Origin of the sequence: Arthrobacter sp. B1I2 (genome assembly GCF_030816485.1) — a bacterium.
In the GTDB taxonomy this organism is placed as follows: Bacteria; Actinomycetota; Actinomycetes; order Actinomycetales; family Micrococcaceae; genus Arthrobacter.
This window is the reverse complement of record NZ_JAUSYC010000001.1, coordinates 4,047,962-4,073,695: the sequence shown is the minus strand read 5'-3', so window position 1 is coordinate 4,073,695 and position 25,734 is coordinate 4,047,962. Positions and strand designations below refer to the sequence as shown.

23 protein-coding genes and 1 riboswitch are annotated in these 25,734 nt (G+C 65.3%); of the genes, 17 read left to right on the top strand and 6 right to left on the bottom strand.

The window, feature by feature from the left end; all coding sequences use genetic code 11:
• Positions 1–19: 19 nt before the first annotated feature.
• A riboswitch (ZMP/ZTP riboswitch) is annotated at positions 20–105 on the top strand.
• A gap of 146 nt (positions 106–251) precedes the next feature.
• The 7 genes from glyA (at position 252) to QFZ57_RS18840 (ending at position 6,813) form a co-directional block, all read left to right on the top strand.
• Positions 252–1,550: a serine hydroxymethyltransferase gene (glyA, locus tag QFZ57_RS18870; protein ID WP_306632002.1), complete on the top strand. Its 1,299-nt coding sequence runs from the start codon at positions 252–254 to the stop codon at positions 1,548–1,550.
• A 3-nt stretch (positions 1,551–1,553) separates the two neighbouring features.
• Entirely contained in the window at positions 1,554–2,456 is a 903-nt protein-coding gene (locus tag QFZ57_RS18865) for a bifunctional methylenetetrahydrofolate dehydrogenase/methenyltetrahydrofolate cyclohydrolase (protein WP_306901297.1), read from the top strand.
• Positions 2,457–2,603: 147 nt separating this feature from the next.
• Positions 2,604–3,167: a hypothetical protein gene (locus tag QFZ57_RS18860; RefSeq protein ID WP_306901296.1), complete on the top strand. Its 564-nt coding sequence runs from the start codon at positions 2,604–2,606 to the stop codon at positions 3,165–3,167.
• 10 nt (positions 3,168–3,177) lie between these two features.
• Positions 3,178–4,011 (top strand): exodeoxyribonuclease III, encoded by an 834-nt coding sequence (locus tag QFZ57_RS18855; RefSeq protein ID WP_306901295.1) that lies wholly within the window; start codon positions 3,178–3,180, stop codon positions 4,009–4,011.
• A 16-nt stretch (positions 4,012–4,027) separates the two neighbouring features.
• Entirely contained in the window at positions 4,028–5,071 is a 1,044-nt protein-coding gene (trpS, locus tag QFZ57_RS18850; protein WP_306901294.1) for a tryptophan--tRNA ligase, read from the top strand.
• 4 nt (positions 5,072–5,075) lie between these two features.
• Positions 5,076–5,780 carry a 2'-5' RNA ligase family protein gene (locus QFZ57_RS18845; RefSeq protein ID WP_306901293.1) on the top strand — a complete coding sequence of 235 codons (705 nt, stop codon included), beginning with the start codon at positions 5,076–5,078 and terminating at the stop codon, positions 5,778–5,780.
• 58 nt (positions 5,781–5,838) lie between these two features.
• Positions 5,839–6,813 (top strand): YihY/virulence factor BrkB family protein, encoded by a 975-nt coding sequence (locus QFZ57_RS18840; RefSeq protein WP_306901292.1) that lies wholly within the window; start codon positions 5,839–5,841, stop codon positions 6,811–6,813.
• 67 nt (positions 6,814–6,880) lie between these two features.
• Here QFZ57_RS18840 and QFZ57_RS18835 read toward each other — a convergent pair whose 3' ends face one another.
• Positions 6,881–9,115, bottom strand: coding sequence for a hypothetical protein (locus QFZ57_RS18835; protein WP_306901291.1), 2,235 nt, complete (start codon positions 9,113–9,115; stop codon positions 6,881–6,883).
• Positions 9,116–9,253: 138 nt separating this feature from the next.
• Here QFZ57_RS18835 and QFZ57_RS18830 point away from each other — a divergent pair, with 138 nt between their 5' ends.
• A complete protein-coding gene (locus tag QFZ57_RS18830; protein WP_306901290.1) occupies positions 9,254–10,555 on the top strand; it encodes an ABC transporter substrate-binding protein in 1,302 nt (433 codons plus the stop codon).
• A 57-nt stretch (positions 10,556–10,612) separates the two neighbouring features.
• Here the strand turns inward: QFZ57_RS18830 and QFZ57_RS18825 are convergent, their stop codons facing one another.
• The 5 genes from QFZ57_RS18825 to sdhC all read right to left on the bottom strand — a co-directional run bounded on the left by QFZ57_RS18825 (position 10,613) and on the right by sdhC (position 15,111).
• The gene (locus tag QFZ57_RS18825) at positions 10,613–11,389 is read right to left on the bottom strand and encodes an alpha/beta hydrolase family protein (protein ID WP_306631993.1); all 777 of its coding nucleotides are present in this window, start codon (positions 11,387–11,389) and stop codon (positions 10,613–10,615) included.
• A gap of 184 nt (positions 11,390–11,573) precedes the next feature.
• Positions 11,574–12,356 (bottom strand): succinate dehydrogenase iron-sulfur subunit, encoded by a 783-nt coding sequence (locus tag QFZ57_RS18820; RefSeq protein ID WP_306631992.1) that lies wholly within the window; start codon positions 12,354–12,356, stop codon positions 11,574–11,576.
• 1 nt (position 12,357) lies between these two features.
• Positions 12,358–14,157 (bottom strand): succinate dehydrogenase flavoprotein subunit, encoded by a 1,800-nt coding sequence (gene sdhA, locus QFZ57_RS18815; RefSeq protein ID WP_306631991.1) that lies wholly within the window; start codon positions 14,155–14,157, stop codon positions 12,358–12,360.
• A 108-nt stretch (positions 14,158–14,265) separates the two neighbouring features.
• Positions 14,266–14,727: a succinate dehydrogenase hydrophobic membrane anchor subunit gene (locus tag QFZ57_RS18810; RefSeq protein ID WP_306631990.1), complete on the bottom strand. Its 462-nt coding sequence runs from the start codon at positions 14,725–14,727 to the stop codon at positions 14,266–14,268.
• Between the two features lie 3 nt (positions 14,728–14,730).
• Complete coding sequence (gene sdhC, locus QFZ57_RS18805) at positions 14,731–15,111, bottom strand: succinate dehydrogenase, cytochrome b556 subunit (protein WP_081620212.1); 381 nt, start codon at positions 15,109–15,111, stop codon at positions 14,731–14,733.
• A gap of 278 nt (positions 15,112–15,389) precedes the next feature.
• Between sdhC and QFZ57_RS18800 the strand changes: the two genes are divergently transcribed.
• The 9 genes from QFZ57_RS18800 to QFZ57_RS18760 all read left to right on the top strand — a co-directional run bounded on the left by QFZ57_RS18800 (position 15,390) and on the right by QFZ57_RS18760 (position 25,732).
• The gene (locus QFZ57_RS18800; protein WP_306631989.1) at positions 15,390–16,523 is read left to right on the top strand and encodes a mannose-1-phosphate guanylyltransferase; all 1,134 of its coding nucleotides are present in this window, start codon (positions 15,390–15,392) and stop codon (positions 16,521–16,523) included.
• 99 nt (positions 16,524–16,622) lie between these two features.
• The gene (locus tag QFZ57_RS18795) at positions 16,623–17,840 is read left to right on the top strand and encodes an amidohydrolase (protein WP_306901287.1); all 1,218 of its coding nucleotides are present in this window, start codon (positions 16,623–16,625) and stop codon (positions 17,838–17,840) included.
• Positions 17,841–17,998: 158 nt separating this feature from the next.
• Entirely contained in the window at positions 17,999–18,433 is a 435-nt protein-coding gene (locus QFZ57_RS18790; protein WP_306631988.1) for a MarR family winged helix-turn-helix transcriptional regulator, read from the top strand.
• Positions 18,434–18,475: 42 nt separating this feature from the next.
• Positions 18,476–18,907, top strand: a complete 432-nt coding sequence (locus QFZ57_RS18785; protein WP_306631987.1) for an organic hydroperoxide resistance protein — start codon at positions 18,476–18,478, stop codon at positions 18,905–18,907.
• A complete protein-coding gene (locus QFZ57_RS18780) occupies positions 18,904–19,920 on the top strand; it encodes an NADP-dependent oxidoreductase (protein WP_306901286.1) in 1,017 nt (338 codons plus the stop codon). The genes QFZ57_RS18785 and QFZ57_RS18780 overlap by 4 nt, the downstream gene beginning before the upstream one ends.
• A 255-nt stretch (positions 19,921–20,175) precedes the next feature.
• Positions 20,176–21,285 carry a BMP family lipoprotein gene (locus QFZ57_RS18775; protein WP_441296747.1) on the top strand — a complete coding sequence of 370 codons (1,110 nt, stop codon included), beginning with the start codon at positions 20,176–20,178 and terminating at the stop codon, positions 21,283–21,285.
• A 178-nt stretch (positions 21,286–21,463) separates the two neighbouring features.
• Positions 21,464–23,035 carry an ABC transporter ATP-binding protein gene (locus QFZ57_RS18770; RefSeq protein ID WP_306901285.1) on the top strand — a complete coding sequence of 524 codons (1,572 nt, stop codon included), beginning with the start codon at positions 21,464–21,466 and terminating at the stop codon, positions 23,033–23,035.
• The gene (locus tag QFZ57_RS18765; RefSeq protein WP_306631984.1) at positions 23,028–24,410 is read left to right on the top strand and encodes an ABC transporter permease; all 1,383 of its coding nucleotides are present in this window, start codon (positions 23,028–23,030) and stop codon (positions 24,408–24,410) included. Before QFZ57_RS18770 ends, QFZ57_RS18765 begins: the two co-directional genes overlap by 8 nt.
• Positions 24,407–25,732 carry an ABC transporter permease gene (locus QFZ57_RS18760; RefSeq protein ID WP_306631983.1) on the top strand — a complete coding sequence of 442 codons (1,326 nt, stop codon included), beginning with the start codon at positions 24,407–24,409 and terminating at the stop codon, positions 25,730–25,732. Before QFZ57_RS18765 ends, QFZ57_RS18760 begins: the two co-directional genes overlap by 4 nt.
• Positions 25,733–25,734 lie beyond the last annotated feature (2 nt).

Below are 25,734 nucleotides of genomic sequence, written 5' to 3'. Positions count from 1 at the left end.
GGCGGCGGTTTTGGTACGCTGGAATGGTCGCAACTGGCGTTGGGTGGCTAACCACCAGGGAGCGGCAATCACGAAGACCACGGATCGTACGCCTGGGCCGAGGGTCATGTCTTGCCGGAATTGGGGCTGCGCCCGCGTCAGCACAGCAGCGCCGTGCCGTGCTTTTACGCCCTGTCATCAACGCGGTGCGAAAGCGCGCCAGCCGGTAGCCTGACCTAAGCAGTGCCCGTATCCCTAGCCAGGAGTTCTTCGTGACTACTACAGCCACCTCAACCACAGCCGTGAGCAACCAGCCCTTGGCTGAGCTCGATCCTGAAATTGCCGCAGTCCTGGACCAGGAGCTCGGCCGCCAGCGCGGCACCCTGGAAATGATTGCCTCCGAAAACTTCGCGCCCCGCGCCGTGATGGAAGCCCAGGGCTCCGTCCTCACCAACAAGTACGCCGAGGGCTACCCTGGCCGCCGCTACTACGGCGGCTGCGAATACGTGGACGTTGCAGAGCAGCTGGCCATCGACCGGGTCAAGGCACTGTTTGGCGCTGAATACGCCAACGTCCAGCCGCACTCCGGCGCTCAGGCCAACGCTGCAGCACTCGCCGCCATGATCACCCCCGGCGACAAGATCCTGGGCCTCTCCCTGGCCCACGGCGGCCACCTGACCCACGGCATGAAGCTGAACTTTTCCGGCAAGCTCTACCAGGTCGCCGCGTACCAGGTCGAGGAAGGCAACTTCCGCATCGACATGGACAAGCTCCGCGAGCAGGCCATCGCCGAAAAGCCGCAGGTCATCATCGCCGGCTGGTCCGCCTACCCCCGCCACCTGGATTTCGCCGCCTTCCGCTCCATCGCCGATGAAGTAGGTGCCCTGCTCTGGACCGACATGGCGCACTTCGCCGGCCTCGTGGCAGCAGGACTGCACCCCAGCCCGGTGCCGCACTCCGACGTCGTCACCTCCACCGTGCACAAGACCCTGGCCGGTCCCCGCTCGGGCGTGATCCTGGCCAAGGAGCAGTGGGCCAAGAAGCTGAACTCCAGTGTCTTCCCCGGCCAGCAGGGCGGCCCGCTGATGCACGTCATCGCCGCGAAGGCCGTGGCCTTCAAGATCGCCGGCACCCAGGAATTCAAGGAGCGCCAGGAGCGCGTCCTCGAGGGCGCCCGGATCATCGCCGACCGCCTGAACCAGTCCGACGTTTCCGATGCCGGCGTCTCCGTCCTCACCGGCGGCACGGACGTCCACCTGGTGCTCGTGGACCTGCGAAACTCCCAACTGGACGGCCAGCAGGCCGAGGACCTCCTGCACTCCGTCGGCATCACCGTCAACCGCAACGCCGTGCCGTTCGACCCCCGCCCGCCGATGGTCACCTCCGGCCTGCGCATCGGCACCCCGGCCCTGGCCACCCGTGGCTTCGGTGCCGCCGAGTTCACCGAGGTCGCCGAGATCATCGCCACCGCCCTCAAGGCAGGCAACAGCGCCGACGTCGAAGCCCTGCAGGCCCGTGTGGACAAGCTGGCGGCCGACTTCCCGCTTTACCCGCAGCACGAGCAGTGGTGACCCATGACTGAAACCACAACCGCGCAGATCCTTGACGGCAAGGCTACCGCCGCCGCCATCAAGGCCGAGCTGACCGAACGCGTGGCCGCACTCAAGGCCAGGGGGATCACTCCCGGCATCGCCACTGTGCTGGTGGGCGCAGACCCCGCCTCACAGCTGTACGTCTCCATGAAGCACAAGCAGTCTGTGCAGATCGGGATGAACTCCATCCAGCGCGAGCTTCCTGCCGATGCCACCCAGGAGCAGGTGGAGGACCTCATTGATGAACTCAATGCGGACCCGTCCTGCCACGGCTACATCGTTCAGTTGCCGCTGCCCAAGCACCTGGACACGGACGCCATCCTGGAGCGCATCGATCCCGCCAAGGACGCGGACGGCCTGCACCCGACCAACCTCGGCCGGCTGGTGCTGAACGTCAACAACAAGATCACCACGCCGCTGCCCTGCACGCCCCGCGGCGTCATCGAGCTCCTGGAGCGCAACGGGTACAGCCTGGCAGGCAAGCACGTCGTGGTGGTGGGACGCGGCGTCACGATCGGCCGCTCGATCGGCCTGCTGCTCACGCGGCGGGACGTCAACGCCACAGTGACACTGACCCATACCGGCACGAAGAACCTGCCGGAACTGCTGAAGCAGGCGGACGTCATTGTGGGCGCGGCCGGTGTGAAGCACATCGTCAAGGCTGCGGACGTGAAGCCGGGCGCGGCACTGCTGGACGTCGGCGTCACCCGCGAGACCGATCCGGAGACGGGCAAGAGCCGCGTCTACGGCGACATCGATCCCGCCGCGGCCGACGTTGCCGGCTGGATTTCGCCAAACCCCGGTGGCGTCGGCCCCATGACGGTGGCGCTGCTGATGACCAACGTGGTGGAAGCCGCGGAACGGGCAGCAGGCGTCGTAAAGTAAGTTGCGCTGAGTGCGCGACGGCGGCACGGTACCTTTCGCATGGAAGGCGCGGTGCCGCCGTCGGCCGTTTAAAACGAAACAGCAGGCTCTGTTCGCCGGGGGTGGAAGGCGGCGGAAGCACAGCCGGCCGTTTGAGACAATAGCTGCATGCGAACTTTGGGCAGCTCCTCGTCATCCTCCAAGCCCGCCAGGGGCGGTTTTTCGATGTTCCGGATCAGCGGGCCGGGCCTGATGGTCCTGGTGACCGCCTTTGTGGTGGCCGTGATCTTCGCCGCCAACCAGAACGACGTCGTGGGCTGGGTTGTTGCCGTCATCGCCGCCTTCTGGCTTGCCCTGGCGCTGTTCGTGGTCTTCAGCATCCAAAAGGCCGCCAAAAAGGCCGGCGCCAAGCTGTCCGAGGCCCACGACGCGTTTAATACGGCAACCGGCCGCGCGCCGTCGCCTGCCTCCGCCGACCAGGGCGGCACCCGCGTGATCTACGAGCGCCCACAGACCGATGAGGTGCGTGACCTGAAACTGGACCACTCCTTCAAGATCGTCCAGGTGCAGATCCGCGTGGTGGAGGAGGAGCGCGCCAAGGGCGCCGGCGCCAACCAGGACACCATCAACCGCGCCCTGGAGACCATCGAGATCACAGCCACCAACGCCCGCGACATGATCAAGTCCTCCGGCGGCAGCGGTGAGCCGGTGACCGGAACGGTCATCGACTAGAGTGGAGCGGGTGAGCTCGGCATTGAAGAAGGACCACCTTCGCATCGCATCCGTCAACGTAAACGGCCTCCGGGCTGCCTACAAAAACGGTATGGCGGCCTGGCTGGAGCCGCGCGAAGTGGACATCCTCTGCCTGCAGGAAGTCCGCGCCCCTGACGCGATCGTCCGGCAGCTGCTGGGGGATGACTGGCATATCCTGCACGCCGAGGCAGAAGCAAAAGGCCGTGCCGGCGTCGCCATTGCCTCCCGCCAGGAACCGCTCGAAACCAGGAACGGCATCGGGGATGACTACTTCGCCACGGCCGGCCGCTGGGTGGAAGCAGACTTCCGTGTCCCCGACGCCGCCGGTAACCCCGTCCAGCTCACCGTTGCCAGTGCCTACGTGCACTCCGGCGAAGTAGGGACTCCCAAGCAGGACGACAAATTCCGCTTCCTGGACGTCATGAGCACCCGGCTGCCCGAGCTGACCAAGCACAGCGACCACGCCCTGGTGGTGGGGGACCTCAACGTCGCCCACACACCCCGGGACATCAGGAACTCCAAGGGCAACCTCAAGAAGGCAGGCCACCTGCCGGAGGAACGTGCCTACTTCGACCGGTTCTTCGGTGAGGAGATCGGCTGGCATGACGTCCACCGGAACCTTGCCGGCGATACCGACGGGCCGTACACATGGTGGTCCTGGCGCGGCAAGGCATTCGACAACGACACCGGCTGGCGCATCGACTACCACTTGGCCACCCCCGAATTGGCGGCGTCGGCCATTTCGGCCGTCGTGGACCGTGCAGCCTCCTGGGACACCCGCTTCTCCGATCACGCCCCGCTGGTAGTGGATTACCAGCTCTAAGCCCGAAAGTTTTTCGATGACCAGCCAGACTTCCCCCACCGCCAAAAAGCGTATTCTTTCCGGCGCCAAGCCCACCGCTGACTCCCTGCATTTGGGCAACTACATCGGTGCCGTGCGCAACTGGGTGGACATGCAGGCGGAGTACGACGCCGTCTTTTTCATCCCGGACCTGCACGCCATCACGGTGGACTTCGACCCCGCGGACCTGGCCAAGCGGACCCGCATTGTGGCGGCCCAGTACATCGCGGCCGGCATCGACCCGGACAAGAGCATCTTCTTTGTCCAGTCCCACGTTCCCGAGCATGCGCAGCTTGCCTGGGCGCTGAACTGCATCACCGGGTTTGGCGAGGCCTCCCGGATGACCCAGTTCAAGGACAAAACCCAGAAGTCCGGCGCGGACTCCGCCACGCTGGGCCTTTTCGCCTACCCCACGCTGATGGCCGCGGACATCCTCCTCTACCAGAGCGACCTCGTGCCCGTGGGCGAGGACCAGCGGCAGCACCTGGAACTCACCCGCAACCTGGCGCAGCGTTTCAATACACGGTTCGGCCACACGTTCACGGTTCCCGAGGCCACGATCGTCAAGGAAAGCGCCAAGATCTACGACCTCCAGAATCCCAGCGCCAAGATGTCCAAAACGGGGGAGTCCCCCAACGGGGCCATCCAGCTGCTGGAGGATCCCAAGATTGCGGCCAAGCGCATCAAGTCCGCAGTGACCGACGCCGGGACGGAGATCCGCTTCGACGCCGAGGAAAAGCCCGGCGTGTCCAACCTGCTGACCATCTACTCGTCCCTCACGGGCAAGTCGGTGGCGGAGCTTGAGGTTGAGTACCAGGGCAAGATGTATGGCCACCTCAAGGTGGACCTCGCCGAGGTGGTGGTGGACTTCATCACCCCGCTCCGCAACCGGACCAATGAGCTGATGGCCGATCCCGCCGAGCTTGACCGACTGCTGGCCCTAGGCGCGGAACGGGCCCGCGAGATCGCATCCGTAACCCTGGGACAGGTATACGAGCGCATGGGCTTCCTGCCGTCCCTCAGCCTCGCAGGAGTCCGCTAGCACCATGTCTTCGAGAAACGTCACCGCCAGGGGAGGTGCCTGCTCTGCCGACCCGGTGGAGCGGACCCTGGCTGACCGCTTCGGAGACCAGTCAGGCCAGAATGCGGCGGCGGACCATGCCGTTGCCGGCAGCGAAGAAATCAGTGTGGGCGTCATCCTGGGCTTTCCAGCCGAAATCGCCGAAGAACTTCAGCGCTGGCGGGCGTCCTTTGGCGACCCGCTGGCGGACGTGGTGCCGGCGCACATCACGCTGGTCACCACCACGCCCACCCAGGACTGGGAGGCAACCCGCCGGCATGTCCGCGAGGTTGCCCGGTACCAGCGCCCGTTCATGGTGACCATCGCCGGGACTGGAACTTTCCGGCCGGTGTCTCCGGTGGTCTTCATCAATGTGGAGGACGGGTTCGATGACTGCGTGGACCTGCACCGCAAGCTTCAGCAGGGCCCACTCCACCGCGAACTGCCCTTTGCCTACCATCCCCACGTCACCATCGCCCACGACGTCGCCCCGGAAAGCCTGGATGAGGCCGAAACGGTGCTGAAGAACTACAGTGCCACCTTCCCCGTGGTTAGCATGGGACTCTATGAGCATGATGCCGACGGCATCTGGCAGCTACGGGAAGAGCTGGACTTTGGGACCGAAACTGACAACAACGCCGGCACCCGCTTCACGGACGCCGCCGCGGACACCCCCACCGACGCAGGGTAACCAGCAGCCGCTGCCTACCGAGCGCGCCCAGCTGAAGCTGGCCGTCATCCAGAAAAGGATGGAATGGGGCAAAGCCAGGAGATCCGACGGCGGGCTGTTGCCCAGTCTGTTGGCCACGATCCAGTGGCTGCAGGCCAAGCTCAACACCCTGCGCCCCATGCGCGCGTTCCAGCACTACAACCTCCAGCACGGCCCCTTGCTGAGCGCCGGCATCGGGTTCCGGATGTTCTTCTCCATTACCGGCCTCCTGACTACCGGTTTCTCGGTTGCCGGGCTTGTTCTCAGGGGCCAGCCGGCCCTGCTTGACACCATTATTTCCACGGTGGCGCAAAGTGCCCCGGGGCTCCTCAAGGTGGGTAACGGGGAAGGCTTGGTGGACCCGAAAGACCTCCTGAACCCGGACGGTCTCGGCTGGACCGCGGTGATTGCCGCCGTGGTTACCGTCATCACGTCGCTGGGCTGGATCAACGGTATAAGGGACGGCCTGCGCGGCGTCCTGCAGCTGCCTCCGCTTGTGGTCAATCCCATTCTGATGAAGCTGCGCGACGCCGGAACCCTCCTGCTGCTGGGCGTGGCCCTGGTGATCAGCGGGGGCGCTTCGCTGGTGTTCGGCACTGCGGCCGGTTGGGTGTCCAATTTCCTGCACCTAACCGACGCCGTGGCCGGCCCCCTGACGACGTCGGTAAAGATCGTCGTGCCGCTGGTCCTGAACTGGGTCACGGCCCTGATCATGTACCGCCTGGCAGCCGGGCTGAAACTCTCCCGTCGGGCGCTATTGGAAGGCACGATCCTGGCCGCCGTGGGTACCACAATATTGCAGGTCTTCAGCACCGAACTGCTCGGAGGTGCCAGCCGCAACCCCATCCTGGCACCGTTTGCCATCATCATCGGCCTGCTCATCTGGTTCAACCTGGTCAGCCAGGTCTACCTGGTCTCCGCAGGGTGGGCGGCCGTACGTGAGGCGGATCTGGAGTCCGGAGGGGCCCCGCGCAAGACGATCCTCGGTGCCCGGCGGGCGACGCCACAAACCTGACGTTTAGGTGTGGCGTCCAGCCCCAACCCCGGGCCGCCGCTGCCTCTGGCGCGAGGCCGCCTTGCCGCTAAGGCGCCGGTACCAGGCCCTCCCACGCCACGGTCCAACCGGGCGGAAAGCCGGGCGCGTGCCGGTCGGGGCCGTTGTCCCACCCCGCTGCCATGAGCGCGGCAGCGGCAAGCAGGCCGCCGTTGCCGGGAAGGTACAGCGGCAGGGAGTCCGTCTGCCGGTTATGCCCATTGACCAGGACCGTGTTCTTGCCGGCATTCTGCAGGAGTGCGTCGACGGCGGCTTCAGGGTCACCCAGCCGGGCGGCGGTCATGGCCATGACCGGATAGTCCCAGCCCCAGGTGCTGTCCCAGTCCCAGTCGGCGAGGACATCGGCGAGGGTGGCCCGCATGATGCCTTCATCGATTAGGTCGGTCAGCGGGAGGACGCCGAGTGCGCAGAGCATGGACGGGTGGTCTGTCCTGATCGTGAACGGTTCCACGTCCATGGCCGCGTACACACCATCAATCACCCGCGGGCGCACCAGGCCGTCGGCCACCACCAACCAGGATTCGACGGGTTCCAGGCCCAGCCGCTCCCGCCAGGCTGCGGCGGTCCGGAGGGCCCACTGCCAGTAGGCCAGTTCGAATGTTGGGTTGGCGACCGTGGCGCGCAGCGGCCCGTAGCTTTCCTGCGCGGGAACGAGCGGTGGGCCCAGCTCAAAGCCCCGGGGTGTGGGGTGGGCGAAACTGGCCATGAACGCCGCGGATTCGAAGACGATCTCGGCGAACTCCTCCAGCATCCCGCCGCCGGGATTGGCCCGGTACGCCAGTTCCGCCAAGTGGATGGGATGCGGTTGCTGCCAGATCAGGAACGTCCCGATCGGGCTGGGGCTCTCCCTGCCGTCCGGACCTACCTGCTTTGGCCAGCGGGCGCCGTCGAACCCCTGCGTCCTGGCCGTCCGCCGTGAACTCTTCAGCACTGTTGCATACCAGCGGAGGGATGGCAGGAGGAGCTCCACCCGGTTCCAGTGCGCAAAGTGGGCAGCATGCCACCAGTGCATCTCCAGGTGGAAGCGGCCCCGCCAGGAATTGCACACCAGTCCTGTTTCCTGCGGCGGCAGGGAGCCAGAGCAGTTGATCGCCGTGAGGTACTGGGAAAGCACGATGCGGCGCTCCAGCTCCCAGGCCCGGGGGTCCTCCGTGGCAGCAAGTTCGATCGCCCCGCCAGAAGACCAGAACTCCGGCCAATACCCCGCGGACGCTGAAGCCACAGTATCCGCCGGTGAAAGCACGACGCCGTTACCCTCCGGCGATGCACGGCTTCCCTTGGGCCCCACTGCAGTCAGCCGATTGTTCCCCCGTGGAATGCAGTCACCGTCCCCGCTGGGGCTGAAGGCAATGGAGAAATCCAAGACGCCGGCCGGCCCACCCTGCGTGCCGGGCACGACCCGCAGGCGGTGTTGTTCCGTCTGGGTCACCGTCAAATTCTGCCCAGTGACCATCACCTCGTAGCGGGACATATCCAACTCCCGCCTGGCGGTCCAGACCTTGGCGTGAGCCCGGTCCTTCGCGGTCACCGGTTCGCCCAGAGACGTTGTGTGGGAGTCCGGGCTGTCCCAGTCGGCGGCGTCATGCCAGGCCTCGGAGCCGTAAGGAAAGCCGATGCCGACCACCAAACCGGAACCAAGCGCGGGTGACTCCACACGGAAGCCGAGTTCGTCACGGTCGGGGTGGCACGCCGTGATCACTTTGACGGGGTAGCCTGCCAGTGTGAAACGGCTGGTCACCACTCCAGTCCACAGATCCAGGATTTGTTCTGTATCCGCCAAGTCAGCTTCTGTGATTGCCCGTTCTGCGCCGTCCTCCAGCCAGCGGAAGCCGACCCGGCCCAGGTCCAGGCGGTGCGGGTTGGCGCGCAACCATGTTTCTGCGGTGGAGGTGCCGGTTTCGCGGTCATTCACGATGTCTCCTGCCATGTCCACGTAGGGCACCGGTCCGCGTGGTGAATCGTAGAGGACCGTGGAGCCCGATAAATCGTAGCTCTCCCCGCCCGGGGTGGAGTGCCAGCCCCAGTTGGACTGGGTACCCAGCAGGGTTCCCGGCGGCAGCTCCCCTCGTCCGCCTACCGGGTAGTCCGCCGGCAGTGTTTGGAGGCCCGTGAGGTCCATGGTGAAAGCGAACTCCCCGTTCCCCACCGAGACCGGGCTGCGGGGATCCAATGTCGGTTGATGCACGTTATGGCGCCGGACGAGTGTCTTGCGATCGATGCCGGCCGGGGATGCCGAACGTTGGCCGGTGCTTTGGCTGTGCACTCTCCACGCCTCCTGTTGCTGCCTGATTCGACGCTTGAAGAATAGTTCAAGGTCGAAACTATTGACCCAAACATACACCTTTGATACGTTTCAGTAACCGTTTTCCAGCCTTCTGTGATTGAGGAAGAGACCTGCCCAATGACGCGTCACGGTATCCCAAGCGTTCGAAAATCCATTGCCATCCTGTCGGCCGCGGCGCTGCTGGCCACCACTGCCGCCTGTTCCAGCCCGTCGGACAACAAGGCCGGGGACGGCCCGGTTGAGATCCGCTTTTCCTGGTGGGGCAATACCGGCCGGGCGGACCTGACCACCAAGGCGATCGCGGAATTCGAGGCTGCCAACCCGAATATCAAGGTCAAGCCGGAATACGGCGATATCGGCGGATACTTCGACAAGCTCGCCACACAGATGGCCGCCAACGACGCACCGGACGTCATCACCATGGGCGGCGCCTATCCTGCCGAGTATGCCAACCGTGGGGCCCTGCTGGACCTGTCGAAGGTGGAAGGCTCGCTTGACCTGTCCAGGATCGACCAGGGCGCGCGGGAGAACGGGCAGGTCAAAGGCAAGCAGTACGGCGTCTCCACCGGTGCCAACGCGCTGGCAATTGTCGTCAATCCCGCCATTTTCTCCGCCGCAGGCATCCCACTTCCGGATGACAGCGCGTGGAGTTGGGATGACTTCGCCAGGATCGCCGCAGACATCACGGCCAAGAGCCCGCAGGGGACCTACGGAACGGCAACTGTCCTCACCCACGACTCCCTGGACGCCTTTGCACGCCAGCGGGGCGAATCCCTCTACACCCAGGACGGCCAACTGGGGCTGGGCAAGGAAACGGTGCAGGACTACTTTGATTATTCGTTGAAGCTGAGCGGATCGGGCGCCGCTCCCAGTGCGTCGGAAACGGTGGAGAAGCTGAACGTCAGCACGGAGCAGACCCTCATGGGCATGGGGAAAGCGGGGATGATGCTCACGTGGAGCAATTCACTGACGGCCCTCAGCAAGGCCTCTGGAGCGGACCTGAGGCTGCTCAAGCTCCCCGGCGAAAAGCCCACACCGGGAATCTGGCTCCAGTCCTCGCAGTTTTACACCATCTCCGCACGCAGCAAGCACACCGACGCCGCCGCAAAGCTGGTGAACTTCCTCGTCAACAACCAGGCGGCGGCCAAGATCATCCAGAGCGACAGGGGCATTCCCGGCAATGCTGAAATGCGGGCAGCCATTCAGGACCTGCTCACCCCGCAGGGCAAGGTGGAAGCGGAGTACATCGACCAGATCGGCAGGATGGAGTTCGCCCCCACGTACATCGGCCCCACCGGCTCAACCGCGGTTTCCGAGATAACCGCCCGCATCAACACCGACGTCCTGTTCAAGCGGCTTACACCGGAAAAGGCGGCTGAGCAGTGGATCAGCGAGAGCAAGGCTGCCATCGGGAAGTAGGCTCCAGGCTGGAGCCTGGGAAAGGGCGCGGGATACGGAAAGTGCTGGCCGTGAGGATCAGGCAGGGCCGGCCGCGTCGAGGTACTGGTCTGCCCAGGCGGCAATAATCCGTGCCGCCCGGGCGGCCTGGCCCTTCCCGGTGAGGAGGTGGTCGCTTCCCTCAAGGGACACAAAATTCCGTGGGTGCCGGGCCGTCTGGAAGATGGTGCTGGCATTCTCGATCCCCACGGTGTTGTCGGTGGGGGAGTGCAGCACCATCAGCGGTTTGTGCAGCTGCCGGATGCAATCCGTCAGGTCCGCGTTCTCCAGGTCCTCCACGAAGTGCCTGCGGATCTCCACCCGCTTGCCGCCCAGGTCCACCTCGGCGCTGCCTTCGCTCAGGATCCGGTCCAGCGCGGCATCGAAAACGTGGGCCACGTGCTTGGGGGAGAAGGGCGCTCCCACGGTGGCAACGGCGTCGAGTTCCGGAATGTCCCGTGCTGCGGCAAGGACCGCGGCGCCGCCGAACGAGTGGCCCACCAGCAGGGAGATCTCTTTCCCTTCGCTGCGCATGAACTCGGCGGCCCTCACAGTGTCCGCCACCTTGTGGCTGAACGAACCCGCAGACCATTCCCCGGCCGAGCCGCCCAGGCCCAGGTTGTCGAAGCGGAGCATGCCGATACCGCTATCCGCCAGTGCCTTGCACATCCGGGATGCGGAGGGGCTGTCCTTGCCCAGAGTGAAACCGTGCGAAAAAACGCCCCAGCCCTTGATGGGGCCCTCCGGGACGTCGATGATGCCGGACAGCATCTCGCCCGTGGAACCGGCGAAGGACACTTTTTCAGAGCGGGACAAAGGGGACCTCTTTCTAGGTACAGCTTGCTCCATCACTTTTGGTCCCTAAAACGAGGTTTTAGGGACCAAAAGTGGTGGAGCATCTGGAGGATTTGGTGCTGAAAAGCCGACGGCGCCGCTCACTGTACGTTTCCCGTACCTGGTGAGTGACGCCGTCGGCCGTTCTGTCTGCTGTTGAAAGTGCCTAGATCCTGCGGGCCAGGATGGCCTGCTTGACCTCCGCGATGGCCTGCGTGACCTGGATGCCGCGGGGGCACGCCTCGGAGCAGTTGAAGGTGGTGCGGCAGCGCCACACGCCTTCCTTGTCGTTCAGGATCTCCAGGCGCATATCGCCGGCATCATCGCGGGAATCGAAGATGAAGCGGTGTGCGTTGACGATCGCGGCGGGGCCAAAGTACTGTCCGTCGGTCCAGAACACGGGGCAGGAGGACGTGCACGCGGCGCAAAGGATGCACTTGGTGGTGTCGTCAAAACGCTCACGGTCCTCGGCGGACTGCAGGCGCTCCCGGGTGGGCTCGTGGCCCTTGTTGATCAGGAAGGGCATGACCTCGCGGTAGGACTGGAAGAAAGGCTCCATGTCCACGATGAGGTCCTTCTCCACCGGCAGGCCCTTGATGGGCTCCACCGTGATGGGCTTGGACGTGTCCAGGTCCTTCAGCAGGGTCTTGCAGGCAAGACGGTTGCGGCCGTTGATGCGCATGGCGTCCGAGCCGCACACGCCGTGGGCGCAGGAGCGGCGGAAGGACAGCGTGCCGTCCGTCTCCCACTTCACCTTGTGGAGGGCGTCCAGGACACGGTCCGTGCCGTACATGGTCAGGTGGAAATCATCCCAGGTGGCTTCCTCGGAAACCTCCGGGTTGTACCGGCGGACCCGCAAGTGGACGTCGAACGTGGGGATTTCCCCGCCCCCGCCAACGCCGGCAGGAAGTTCAACCTTTGAGGCTGGCTCAGCGATTTCAGCGGTCATCTTAGTACTTCCTCACCATCGGCTCGTAGCGGGTAAAGACAACCGGCTTGGTGGCGAGGCGGATGCCGGCAATTGCTTCTGCCGATCCGTCAGCCGGCGCATGGTCATCCTTGTACGCCATGGAGTGCTTCATGAATCTTTCGTCGTCACGCTCGGGGAAGTCCTCGCGGAAGTGACCGCCGCGGGATTCCTCGCGGTGCAGGGCGGCCACGGTCATGACCTTGGCCAGTTCCAGCAGGAAGCCGAGTTCAACGGCCTCGAGCAGGTCCAGGTTGAAGCGCTTGCCCTTGTCCTGGACGTTGATGCGCTTGTACCGCTCCTCGAAGGATGCGATGTCGCGCAGCACCTGGTTGAGGGTGTCCGCCGTGCGGAACACCTGCATGTTGGCGTCCATGGTGTCCTGCAGTTCCTTGCGGATCTGCGCCACCTTTTCGTCGCCGGTGCCGTTGCGGGCGATGTCCAGCAGTTCGGTGGTGTAGGCCAGCGGGTTCTCCGGCAGCTCCACGAACTGGGCGGTCTTAGCGTATTCGGCGGCGGCGATACCGGCGCGCTTGCCGAACACGTTGATGTCCAGCAGCGAGTTGGTGCCAAGGCGGTTGGAGCCGTGGACGGACACGCAGGCCACCTCACCGGCGGCGTAAAGCCCCGGGACCACGGTGTCGTTGTCCTGGAGTACCTCGGTGGTGATGTTCGTGGGGATGCCGCCCATGGCGTAGTGGGCGGTGGGGAACACGGGCACCGGCTCGGTGTAGGGTTCCACGCCCAGGTAGGTGCGCGCGAATTCGGTAATGTCCGGAAGCTTGGCGTCGATGTGTGCCGGCTCCAGGTGGGTCAGGTCCAGGAGGACGTAGTCCTTGTTCGGGCCGCAGCCGCGTCCTTCACGCACCTCGTTGGCCATGGAGCGGGCAACGATGTCACGCGGTGCCAGGTCCTTGATGGTGGGGGCGTAGCGCTCCATGAAGCGCTCGCCCTCCGAGTTGCGGAGGATGGCACCTTCACCGCGGGCGGCTTCCGAGAGGAGGATGCCCAGCCCGGCGAGGCCGGTCGGGTGGAACTGGAAGAACTCCATGTCCTCCAGGGGGATGCCGCGGCGGAAGGCGATGCCCATGCCGTCACCGGTCAGGGTGTGGGCGTTGGAGGTGGTCTTGAAGACCTTGCCGGCGCCGCCGGAGGCGAACACAACGGACTTGGCCTGGAACACGTGCAGTTCACCGGAGGCGAGGTCGTAGGAGACGACGCCGGCAACGCGCTTCTGCTTGTAGGGCGTGCCGTCTGCGCGGACAGCATCCTCTTCGACCGTCAGGAGGTCCAGGACGTAGTACTCGTTGTAGAACTCGACGTTGTGCTTGACGCAGTTCTGGTACAGGGTCTGCAGGATCATGTGGCCGGTGCGGTCGGCGGCGTAGCATGCACGGCGGACCGGAGCCTTGCCGTGGTCGCGGGTGTGGCCACCGAACCGGCGCTGGTCGATGCGGCCTTCGGGCGTGCGGTTGAACGGCAGGCCCATCTTTTCCAGGTCCAGCACGGCGTCGATGGCTTCCTTGGCCATGACCTCGGCGGCATCCTGGTCAACCAGGTAGTCGCCGCCCTTGACGGTGTCGAACGTGTGCCATTCCCAGTTGTCTTCCTCGACGTTGGCAAGGGCTGCGCACATGCCACCCTGTGCCGCACCCGTGTGCGAGCGGGTGGGGTAGAGCTTGGTCAGTACTGCTGTGCGCGCGCGCTGACCGGACTCGATCGCGGCGCGCATGCCAGCGCCACCGGCACCGACGATGACGACGTCGTACTTATGGACCTGCATACCAGATGCTCTTTCTCTCAAAATTCGCTATGAAACAACGGGGCGGCTTTGCCTGCTCCGCAAAACAGGGCCCGCGGAAAAGCCCGCGGGCCCGGGGTTGTGCCAGCGCTAGGCAGGGCAGAATCCACCCGGAAGGGCGACGCCGTTCACCACAGGGCATGGGTCGAAGGTGAAGATGACCAGGGTGCCCAGGAGGATGATGACCACTGCGGCCGCGTAGAGGACGGTCTTCAGCCAGCGGCGGGTGGACGTCTTTTCGGCGTAGTCGTTGATGATGGTCCGCACGCCGTTGGTGCCGTGCAGCATTGCCAGCCAGAGCATGGCCAGGTCCCAGAACTGCCAGAAGGGATCTGCCCACTTGCCGGCCACGAAGCCGAAGTCAATGGCGTGGATGCCTTCGCCCACCATGAGGTTCACGAACAGGTGGCCGAAAATGAGGACCACCAGCACCACGCCGGAGAGCCGCATGAACAGCCAGGCGATCATCTCGAAGTTGCCCCGGGAGCCGCCGCTGCGGCGGTACTGGGGAGCGATCCGCCCGCTGCGGGGGCTCTCGATCGTTGCAGTCATGGCTTAGTGACCTCCGAGGGCGAGGGACAGGTGGCGGATGGAGAAGGCGACCATGGTCACGACCCACAGGGCCAGGACGGCCCACAGCATCTGCCGCTGGTACTTGGCGCCCTTCTTCCAGAAGTCGACCGCAATGATCCGCAGGCCGTTGAAGGCGTGGAACACGATGGCGGCAACAAGGCCGGTCTCGCCCAGGGCCATCAGGGGGTTCTTGTAGGCGCCGATCACAGCGGTGTAGGCCTCCGGTGACACACGCACCAAGGAGGTGTCCAGGACGTGGACCAACAAGAAGAAAAAGATCACTACACCGGTAATGCGGTGTCCTACCCAGGACCACATGCCTTCACGGCCGCGGTACAAGGTGCCAGCTGGTTTTGTCGGCACTGATAAACCTCCCTGCAACACAGCGGCGCTGGCATGAGATCCATGCGGGGGGAACGCCTGCTGCGAGAGCACTCGTAGCTCAGGCCTAAATCTAGGCTCCACTAACAGCTTATTCAATTTAGGTGTTTCTTGGTGCCCAGTACTGGAGCGGATTTTCAGGGGAAGTGAGACGAACGCCACATCGGTGCGGGCTTTTAAGCGGGAGAGTGCCGCAAAACTGCAGAATGCCCGGGCCGCCCAGGGAGCCACCTGCGGCCCTTCCGCTAAAGTAGGCCGTGATGAGTACAGACAAAGTGACAAGCCCGGCTTCACCCCTTGACCGCTTTATTGCGGTGATTCCGGCAGGCGGAGTGGGGACCCGCCTCTGGCCCCTGTCACGAGCAGCAGCTCCCAAGTTCCTTCACGACCTCACGGGATCGGGCAGCACGTTGCTGCGCGCCACCTACGACCGGCTGCACCCGCTCGCGGGCAACCGGATGCTGGTGGTGACCGGCCGGGCCCACCGCGATGCCGTGTGCAGCCAGCTTCCCGAGGTGCGCGACGCCGACCTCGTCCTCGAGTCAGAGCCCAAGGACTCCGGGGCCGCGATCGGCCTCGCAGCGGCGATCCTGCACGAACGGGATCCGGACACCATCATGGGTTCCTTCGCCGCCGACCAGGTGATCAGCCCGGACCATCTGTTCCAGCAGGCCGTCCGCGAAGCAATCAACACTGCTGCCGCCGGCAAGATCGTGACCATCGGCATCAAGCCCACCCACCCGTCCACCGGTTTCGGATACATCCGCTCCGGCAAGGCCCTGCACATCGACGGCGCCCCCAGCGCCCACGACGTTGTGGAGTTCGTCGAAAAGCCGGACGAAGAGGTGGCCCAGCAGTATGTGGACAGCGGTGACTACGTGTGGAACGCCGGCATGTTCGTGGCGCCCGTGGCGCTGATGCTCAAGCACCTTGAGGCAAACCAGCCCGAGCTCTTCCAGGGCCTGCAGGAAATCGCCCGGGCTTGGGACACCCCGGAACGTGACGAGGTCACGGCCCGCATCTGGCCCACCCTGCCGAAGATCGCCATCGACTATGCGGTGGCCGAGCCCGCCGCCGAAGCCGGGGACGTCGCCGTCGTGCCCGGCACCTTCGGGTGGGACGACGTTGGGGACTTCGCGTCGGTTGGCCGCCTCAACAGCGCCAAGGAAGTGGATGACGTCACTGTCCTTGGCGAAGGCGCCCGTGTGTTCACCGAGAACTCAAGCGGCGTGGTGGTCAGCGACACCAAGCGTGTGATTGCCCTGCTTGGCATCCAGGACGTTGTCATCGTTGACACGCCGGACGCTTTGCTGGTGACCACCATGGCCAATTCCCAGCGCGTCAAGGCTGCCGTGGACGCCCTCAAGGCAAGCGGAGACACGGACGTCCTGTGACCCTGAACCTGCCGGCACAGGCCTGTGCCGGCAGGGCCGGGATGTAATGCGGCGTCAGTGAATGGGCGCTAAAGCCACCACCCTCGCTAGAGTGAAGCAGTGCGCAATTACACTACTGAAACCCAGCCCACCGCCCTGGTGGCTCCCTGGCTCGAACCGCTTTTGCCGGAACTGATCGAATTCCGGCGGGACCTGCATGCGCACCCGGAACTGTCCTTCAAGGAGTTCCGCACCACCGACAAGCTCGCCGAGCGGCTCGAAGCTGCCGGCCTGAGCCCGCGCCGCCTGGAAGGCACCGGGTTGACGGTGGACGTGGGCGAAGGCCCCATCGCCACGGCCCTTCGAGGTGACATCGATGCCCTGCCCATCATCGAAGAGACGGGCCTGCCGTTCGCGTCGAAGAACCACGGCGTCACCCACGCCTGCGGCCATGACGTGCACACCACCACCATGCTGGGCATTGCCCTGGTCCTGAACCGGATGCACCAGGAATCCCCCCTCGGCGCCACCGTCCGAATCATCTTCCAGCCCGCCGAGGAGACCATGCCGGGCGGGGCGCATTCCTGCATTGAGCAGGGCGTCCTGGACGGCGTCCCCCGGATTCTGGCGCTGCACTGCGACCCGCGGATTGAAGTGGGCAGGGTGGGCACCCGGATCGGTGCCATCACCTCGGCGTCGGACACCATCCGGATTGAACTGTCCGGCCGCGGCGGCCACACGTCCCGCCCGCACCTCACCGAGGACCTGGTGTTCGCACTGGCCCAGATCGCCGTCAACGTCCCGGCCGTGCTGTCCCGCCGCGTGGACGTCCGCAGCGGCGTGTCCGTGGTGTGGGGCCAGATCACCGCGGGCTCGGCGCCCAACGCCATTCCCGGCAGCGGCTACATGGCAGGAACCATGCGCTGCCTGGACCGGGACGCCTGGCATGCTGCCGGCGAACTCCTTGACGAAGTGGTCCACCAGGTGGCCGCGCCGTACGGGGTGGACGTCCACCTGGAGCACACCAGGGGAGTGCCGCCGGTGGTGAACTCCGAACACGAGACAGCCATCATCGAGGCGGCCGCCCGGGCCGAAATCGGCGAAAGCGCCGTGGTGCTGACCCCGCAGTCCATGGGCGGCGAGGACTTCGCATGGTTCCTCGCGGAACTTCCCGGCGCGATGATGCGCCTGGGCACCAAGACACCCGGCGGCGAGGATTACGACCTTCACCGCGGCGATTACATCCTGGACGAACGCTCCCTCGGCCTGGGCATCCGGGTCCTTACCGCCGCGGCGCTGCGGACCATCAGGGACCTCGAGCAGGCGCCCGTTCCGTAGCCTTCGTGGCGTCTGTGGCGTCTGTGGCGTCTGTGGCGTCCGCGGGGTCCGGCCCGGGATGGCGCCGGCCGCCGTCGTGGTTTACGACGGCGGCACAACGGGGAGTCCTCCATGTTGAGTAAGTTGTGCACAATTTAGTTGTGCGTTAGGTTTGATTCATGACCGAAGCACCCCGCCTGGACCGGCAAGTATGTTTTGCGCTGTACTCGGCGTCCCGTGCCGCCACCGCCGTCTACCGGCCCGTCCTGGACGAACTGGGGCTTACCTACCCGCAGTACCTGGTGATGCTGGTCCTGTGGGAAAGCGAGCCCCGCGGCGTGAAGGAACTCGGCGGGGAACTCGGCCTCGATTCAGGCACCCTGTCGCCGCTGCTCAAGCGTCTGGAAGCCCTGGGTCTCGTGGAACGGCGGCGGTCCGGCGAGGATGAACGCCGCGTCGCTATCCATCTGACGACCGCGGGCCGGGACCTCAGCGGCCCGGCCCGCGCCATCCCGCAGCGGCTGGCCGATGCCGCAGGGCTCTCCCTGGACGAACTTGAACAACTGCGGACCACCCTGGGCAAGCTCACGGCCGCGCTGCATGAATCCATCTGAACCCGCATACTGCACCATCCACCTACAGGACGGATATCTATCGTGAAGACTCTCTACACCGCCGAGGCGCTGGCCTCGGGTGAAGGCCGTGACGGCGCTGCACGCAGCAACGACGGCAGGCTGGCAGTGGACCTCGCCAGCCCGGTCGAACTGGGCGGCAGCGGCCAGGGCACCAACCCCGAACAGCTGTTCGCCGCCGGGTATGCCGCCTGCTTCCACTCCGCGCTGCGCCTGGTTGGCCGCAAGGCAGGCGCCGACCTGGCGGATTCTGCCGTGGCAGCGAAAATCCACCTGGGACAGCTGGACGGCGGAGCCGGGTTCGGGCTGGCCGCCGAACTGGAAATTGCCCTGCCGGCGCTGGACCTCGCCACGGCAGAAGACCTGGTGGCCAAGGCACACCAGGTGTGCCCCTACTCGAACGCCACGCGCGGCAACATCAACGTCGACATCAAGATCCTGGAGTACGCAGCATGAGCACAGCCCTTGCAACCACCACCCGTGAAATCCGGCTGGCCTCCCGCCCCGTGGGCCGCCCTTCCAGCGACAACTTCGAACTTGCCGAGTCCCCGCTGCCCGCGCTCGAAGACGGCCAGATCCTGGTACGGAACCTCTTCATGTCTGTGGACCCCTACATGCGGGGGAGGATGAACGACGTCAAGTCCTACTCCGCCCCCTTCGCCGTGGGCAAGGCGCTCGACGGCGGCGCCGTGGGTGAGGTGGTAGCGTCCCGTTCGGCCGCACACAAGGAGGGCGACGTCGTCGTGCATTCCCTCGGCTGGCGGGAGTATGCGGTGGTGGACGGCGCTGCTGCCACCCCGGCACGCACGGACCTGGCACCGGCGTCCGCTTTCCTCGGCGCCCTGGGCATGACCGGGCTGACGGCGTATACAGGCCTGTTGAAGGTTGCCGAATTCAAGCCGGGGGACGCCGTGTTCGTTTCGGGTGCGGCCGGTGCGGTGGGCTCCCTGGTGGGACAGATCGCCAAGGCCATGGGCGCCTCGCGGGTGATCGGCTCGGCCGGCTCGCCCGCCAAGGTGGCCCGGCTCCTGGAACTCGGCTTTGACGCCGCCTTCGACTACCACGATGGTCCCGTTCTCGAGCAATTGGAGAAGGCAGCCGGCCCGGCCGGCATTGACGTCTACTTCGACAACGTGGGCGGCGAACACCTCGAAGCAGCCCTGGCGGTCCTCAATGTGGGCGGCCGGGTGGCCATGTGCGGTGCCATCGCGCAATACAACTCCACCGAACCCACTCCCGCACCCCACAACCTCATGCTGGCCATCGGCAAGCAGCTCACCCTCCGCGGGTTCCTGGTGGGCGGCCAGCGGCAGCACGCGGCAGAGTTCGCGGAGAAGATGGGCGGCTGGCTTTCCGACGGGACCGTTCGCTACGACGAGACGATCGTGGACGGACTGGAGAACGCGCCGCAGGCGTTCATGGATCTTCTGGACGGTGCAAACACCGGCAAAATGCTGGTCCGGCTGTAGCCGCCACAAACACACGCAAGCAGTAGGGGCACCGCATTCCGCGGTGCCCCTACTGCTTGGTAACAACTTGTAAACAATCTCCCGGATGCGCTCCTGCCGTGCTATGGGGACGTGGCGCAGGACACTAAAGTAAGTGCCATCAGTGCGCTCCGGCGCAGTGCTGCGTGCCTTCAGTGAAAACAGAATTTCAGCGCCGAAACGGACACTCATTGAATTCCAGCCCGTAGCGCCACTCGCATCATCCCTGGAGGAAAATTGAAGAAATCACTGCGTGCCAGCTTCAAGCGCGGTTCAATGGCCGGTGTGGCCACCCTCGGTGCGTCCGCGCTTGTGCTCACCGCCTGCGGTGCAGCCCCCGAAGCCGGCAGCACCGCATCCGCAGGTGCCAGCGACTACACGGGCTGCATCGTCTCGGACTCCGGAGGATTCGATGACCAGTCCTTCAACCAGTCCTCCTACGAGGGCCTGAAGAAGACCGAGAAGGACCTTGGCATCAAGGTCAACCAGATCGAGTCGAAGACCAACAACGACTTCGAACCCAACCTGCGGGCCATGGTCACGGCCAGCTGCAACCTGACCATAACCGTCGGCTTCCTGCTCGGCGACGCCACCAAGGCGCAGGCCACCGCCAACCCGGACAAGCACTTCGCCATCATCGACTTCGGCTACGACCAGCCCATCAGCAACGTCAAGCCCATCATCTACGACACCGCACAGGCCGCGTTCCTCGCCGGCTACCTGGCCGCAGGAACCACCAAGACCGGAACCGTGGCCACCTTCGGCGGCATCAAGATCCCCACCGTGACCATCTTCATGGACGGCTACGCCGACGGCGTGAAGTACTACAACCAGCAGAAGGGCAAGAACGTCAAGCTGCTCGGCTGGAACAAGGATGCCCAGGACGGCAGCTTCACAGGCGACTTCGAAAAGCAGGACGTGGGCAAGCAGCTGACCAAGAACTTCCTGGACCAGGGCGCGGACATCGTCATGCCTGTTGCGGGTCCGGTGGGCAAGGGCGCCGGAGCCGCGCTCGACGAGGCCAAGGCTGCCGGCAAGGACGTCAAGCTGATCTGGGTTGACTCCGATGGCTACCTCACCGCGCCTGATTACAAGGACATCATGCTCTCCTCCGTCATGAAGCAGATGGGCGAGGCCGTGGAGACGATTGTCTCCGAGGACAAGAACGGCAAGTTCAGCAACACCCCGTACGTGGGCACGCTTGCCAACGACGGCGTGCAGCTGGCGCCCTTCCACGACCTCGATTCCCAGGTTCCCGCGGAGCTGAAGTCCGACCTCGAGAAGATCAAGAAGGACATCATCGACGGCAAGCTGAAGGTCGAGTCCCCAGCGAGCCCCAAGGCCTGATCCACCACAGGAAGCGCCACCGCCGGTCCGTCACCACTGGCCGGCCGGTGGCGCTTTTTGCTGGCCGAACGTTTACCGCGCGCGGCCGGTTCCTCCCGGTGCTGCACACACTAGGCTGGTGCTGCAGCCATATATCCCGTCCGGTCGACCACTGGACGCTTCGAGATTGGTCAGAGTTTTGAAACTTGAGCTCAGAGGGATCACCAAACGTTTTGGCACGCTGCTGGCCAACGACCACATTGACGTGGTGGTTGAGCCGGGACAGATCCATTGCCTCCTCGGTGAGAACGGGGCGGGCAAATCCACCCTGATGAATGTGCTCTACGGGCTGTACGAGCCCTCCGAAGGCGAAATCCTCGTCGATGACAAGCCGGTCACTTTCCGCGGTCCGGGCGACGCCATGGCGGCAGGGATCGGAATGGTGCACCAGCACTTCATGCTGGTACCGGTCTTCACTGTGGCCGAGAACGTGGCGCTGGGCGCCGAACCCACCAAGGCGGCCGGGTTCCTCAACCTGGACCAGACGAGGCAGCGCATCAAGGAGATCTCCGACCAGTACGGCTTCGACGTGGACCCCGACGCCCTCGTGGAGGACCTCCCGGTGGGCGTGCAGCAGCGGGTGGAAATCATCAAGGCGCTGGTCCGCAATGCCAAGGTCCTGATCCTGGACGAGCCCACGGCCGTGCTGACGCCCCAGGAAACCGATGAGCTGCTGGACATCATGCGCCAGCTCAAGTCGCGTGGTACATCCATCGTCTTCATTTCGCACAAGCTGCGTGAGGTCAAGGAAGTCTCGGACACCATCACCGTGATCCGGCGGGGGAAGGTGGTGGGCACTGCCGATCCGGCCGCATCCACCACCGAGCTTGCCTCGATGATGGTGGGGCGCGCCGTGAGCCTGAACCTCGACAAGGCCCCGGCCCAGCCCAAGGAAAGCACCTTCGAAGTCCGCGACCTCACCGTCATCGCGCCCAACGGCCAGCACGTGGTGGACCACCTCAGCTTCCACATCAGGCGCGGAGAGATCCTGGCCATCGCCGGCGTCCAAGGCAACGGGCAGACCGAACTTACCGAGGCCATCCTGGGCCTGCAGGAGCGGGTCGCCGGCTCCATCGTCCTGGACGGCAAGGAACTTGTGGGCAGGTCGGTCAAGGAAGTCCTGGAGGCCGGCGTCGGGTTCGTACCCGAGGACCGCAAGGTGGACGGGCTGGTCGGCACCTTCTCGGTGGCGGAGAACCTGATCCTGGACCTTTACGACAAGCCGCCCTTCGCCAAGGGGATCAGCATGAGCCCGGCCAAAATCATGGAGAACGCCGAGGCACGCATCGGCGAATTCGACGTCCGCACGCCGTCTGCGGCTGCCGCCGCCGGAACCCTGTCCGGCGGCAACCAGCAAAAGCTCGTGATGGCCCGCGAACTTTCCCGCCCCCTCCGCCTCTTCATCGCCTCCCAGCCCACCCGCGGTGTGGATGTCGGATCCATCGAGTTCCTGCACCGGCGAATTGTGGCCGAGCGTGACCAGGGGACACCCGTGATGATCATTTCCACAGAGCTCGACGAAGTAATGGAGCTGGCCGACCGCATCGCAGTGCTCTACAAGGGCAAGCTGGTGGGGACTGTCCCCGCCGGAACCAGCCGGGACGTCCTGGGCCTCATGATGGCAGGCATCCCGGCGGAAGAACATGCAGAAACTCCGCAGGCCGGCATCCCGGCCGCCACCTCCAACGCAGAGGGAGCCGACCATGCCTGACCAGCCTTCCCCCAAACACGCCGAAGACGATAAGCACGCCGCTGCGGCTCCCGGCGGCCAGGACGGCCCGGGTGCACAGGACACCGCCGCAGTGGTGGCCGTCGATACCGCCGGCGGCGCCATGCAGCCCTCGGCTGTTCCGGCCACGGCGCAAAGCGGCCGGCTGCCCGGCGGCTCCGACACCGTGCTGCGCCGGATCTTCACCGGGAGCGGCATGGTCTCCGTGCTTGCGGTGCTGCTGGCGCTGATCATCGGCGGCCTGCTCATCGCAAGCACCGACAAGCAGGTGGCCACCACCGCCGGCTACTTCTTCGCCCGGCCCACCGACATGCTGGTGGCCGTGTGGAATGCCGCCACCCGCTCCTACATCGCGCTGTTCCAGGGCTCGGTGTTCAACCCCCGCGGCAACGGGCTGGCCGCACAGTTTGCCCCCTTCATGGAAACCCTGACTATCGCCACACCGCTCATCACGGCCGGCCTGGGCGTGGCCTTGGCATTCCGGGCTGGGCTCTTCAACATCGGCGCGCAGGGCCAGATCATCGTGGCCGGCATCCTGGCGGCCTGGGCGGGGTTCGCCCTGCACCTGCCGTTCGGCCTGCACCTGCTGCTGGTCCTGGTGGCCGGCGTCGTTGGCGGTGCCCTCTGGGGCGGTCTCGCCGGCCTGCTCAAGGCCCGCACCGGAGCCCACGAAGTCATCCTGACCATCATGTTCAACTACATCGCGCTGTACTTCCTGCGCTACCTGCTGAACACTCCGGCGTTCCAGCGGCCGGGGGAGTCAAACCCCATTTCGCCCATCCTGGATCCCAGCGCCGTATACCCGCGGATCCTGGGCACCCAGTACCGGCTGCACCTGGGCTTCATCCTGGCGATCGGCGCCACCGTCCTGGTGTGGTGGCTCCTCAACCGGTCCACAGTGGGCTTCGAATTCCGGGCGGTGGGCGCCAACCCCAAAGCGGCGCAAACCGCCGGCATCAACGTCTCCCGCTCCACCATCCTGGTCATGGCGATCGCCGGCGGGCTCGCCGGCATGTCCGGCGTGGCCCAGGTGGCCGGCACGGAGAAGGTACTCACGGACGGTGTCGCCGCCACCTACGGCTTTGACGCCATCACGGTCGCCTTGCTGGGACGTTCGACGCCGTGGGGCACCTTTGCTGCCGGCCTGCTGTTTGGCGCCTTCCGCGCCGGAGCGGTCCAGATGCAGATCCAGACCGGCACCCCCATCGACATCGTCCTGGTGGTCCAGTCCCTGATTGTCCTTTTCATCGCGGCGCCGCCGCTGGTCCGGGCCGTCTTCGGACTGAACCCGCGGCGCAGGAAGCCCGCGCGAGCAACCAAGTCCGGGCAGGCAGCCACTACCGGAGGTGCCGCATGAGCACAACAGTTTCATCGTCCAGGCCCGGCAATCCCCAGCCCGGGGGGCCCAAGGCAGACGCTCCCTCCTCAGCCCTTTCCGCCAAGCCGGTCAGCTGGAAGACTCCCATCCTGCTCACCGTTTTCGCCCTGGTCTCCCTGGTGTTCTTCGGATTCCTGGCGCCCGGCCAGACGGCCAGCTTCGGCATCTCCACCGGGGGCGACTTCTTCCAGCTGCCCGCACTGGAAATCAATGCCTTTGCAGGCGGCATCGTATTGTCGGTGCTCCTCGTGGCATTGGCAGGGTACGCCGTCTACCTGAAGACAAAGAGCCAGCCGGCTCCCGGTTGGCTGCCCGTCACCTTCATCGTCCTGTTCGTGGCAGCGTTCCTGATCTGGGTGGTGGGGGGAGCCCGTACCCCCACCATCTCCCTGGCTGGCCTCATCGCCGGCTCCGTCACCCTGGCCGTCCCGCTCGTGTTCGGTTCACTGTCCGGCGTCCTGTGCGAGCGCGTGGGAGTGGTCAACATCGCCATTGAGGGTCAGCTCCTGGGCGGGGCGTTCACCGCAGCCATCGTCGCCAGCATGACCCACAACGCCTTCATCGGGCTGCTGGCGGCGGCCGTTGCCGGCGCAGTCGTTTCCATGGTCCTGGCACTGTTCAGCATCAAGTACCTGGTGAACCAGATCATTGTCGGCGTCGTCCTGAACGTGCTGGTCTCCGGCGTGACGGGCTTCCTGTTCAGCACCGTGATGCAGGCCAACAAAGCCCAGTTCAACTCGCCGCCCGGCCTGGACGTCATCGACATTCCAGTCCTCTCCAGCATCCCGATCATCGGGCCCATCCTGTTCCGGCAGTCGCTGGTGGGATACCTCATGTATGTGGCCGTTGCGGTGGTCTGGGTGGGCCTCTTCAAGACCAGGTGGGGCCTGCGCGTCCGCGCGGTGGGGGAGCACCCGCAGGCGGCGGACACCCTGGGCATCAACGTCAACGCCACCCGGTTCTGGAACGTGACCCTGGGTGGTGCCATTGCCGGCATTGGCGGCTCCTTCTTCACCCTGGTGGCCATCGACAGCTTCACGAAGGAGATTTCCGGTGGCCGCGGGTTCATCGCCCTGGCCGCCCTCATCTTCGGCCGCTGGAACCCGGTGGGCGCCTTCTTCGCGGCACTCCTGTTCGGGTTCGCGGACAACCTGCAGAGCATCGTGACCATCATCGGCACCCCCGTGCCCAGCCAGTTCATGGCCATGCTGCCCTACCTGGTGACCGTCCTCGCCGTCGCCGGCCTGGTGGGCAGGTCAAGGGGGCCCGCCGCCAGCGGCATCCCGTACGTCAAGGGATGACG

Bases quoted from the DNA above. Each gene is read 5' to 3' on its own strand.
- QFZ57_RS18810 (WP_306631990.1), bottom strand. From the start codon at position 14,727: ATGACTGCAACGATCGAGAGCCCCCGCAGCGGGCGGATCGCTCCCCAG.
- QFZ57_RS18760 (WP_306631983.1), top strand. From the start codon at position 24,407: ATGAGCACAACAGTTTCATCGTCCAGGCCCGGCAATCCCCAGCCCGGG.
- QFZ57_RS18840 (WP_306901292.1), top strand. From the start codon at position 5,839: ATGGAATGGGGCAAAGCCAGGAGATCCGACGGCGGGCTGTTGCCCAGT.
- QFZ57_RS18845 (WP_306901293.1), top strand. From the start codon at position 5,076: ATGTCTTCGAGAAACGTCACCGCCAGGGGAGGTGCCTGCTCTGCCGAC.
- QFZ57_RS18820 (WP_306631992.1), bottom strand. From the start codon at position 12,356: ATGACCGCTGAAATCGCTGAGCCAGCCTCAAAGGTTGAACTTCCTGCC.
- QFZ57_RS18830 (WP_306901290.1), top strand. From the start codon at position 9,254: ATGACGCGTCACGGTATCCCAAGCGTTCGAAAATCCATTGCCATCCTG.
- QFZ57_RS18800 (WP_306631989.1), top strand. From the start codon at position 15,390: ATGAGTACAGACAAAGTGACAAGCCCGGCTTCACCCCTTGACCGCTTT.
- QFZ57_RS18860 (WP_306901296.1), top strand. From the start codon at position 2,604: ATGCGAACTTTGGGCAGCTCCTCGTCATCCTCCAAGCCCGCCAGGGGC.
- QFZ57_RS18780 (WP_306901286.1), top strand. From the start codon at position 18,904: ATGAGCACAGCCCTTGCAACCACCACCCGTGAAATCCGGCTGGCCTCC.
- sdhA (WP_306631991.1), bottom strand. From the start codon at position 14,157: ATGCAGGTCCATAAGTACGACGTCGTCATCGTCGGTGCCGGTGGCGCT.
- QFZ57_RS18790 (WP_306631988.1), top strand. From the start codon at position 17,999: ATGACCGAAGCACCCCGCCTGGACCGGCAAGTATGTTTTGCGCTGTAC.
- QFZ57_RS18865 (WP_306901297.1), top strand. From the start codon at position 1,554: ATGACTGAAACCACAACCGCGCAGATCCTTGACGGCAAGGCTACCGCC.
- QFZ57_RS18765 (WP_306631984.1), top strand. From the start codon at position 23,028: ATGCCTGACCAGCCTTCCCCCAAACACGCCGAAGACGATAAGCACGCC.
- trpS (WP_306901294.1), top strand. From the start codon at position 4,028: ATGACCAGCCAGACTTCCCCCACCGCCAAAAAGCGTATTCTTTCCGGC.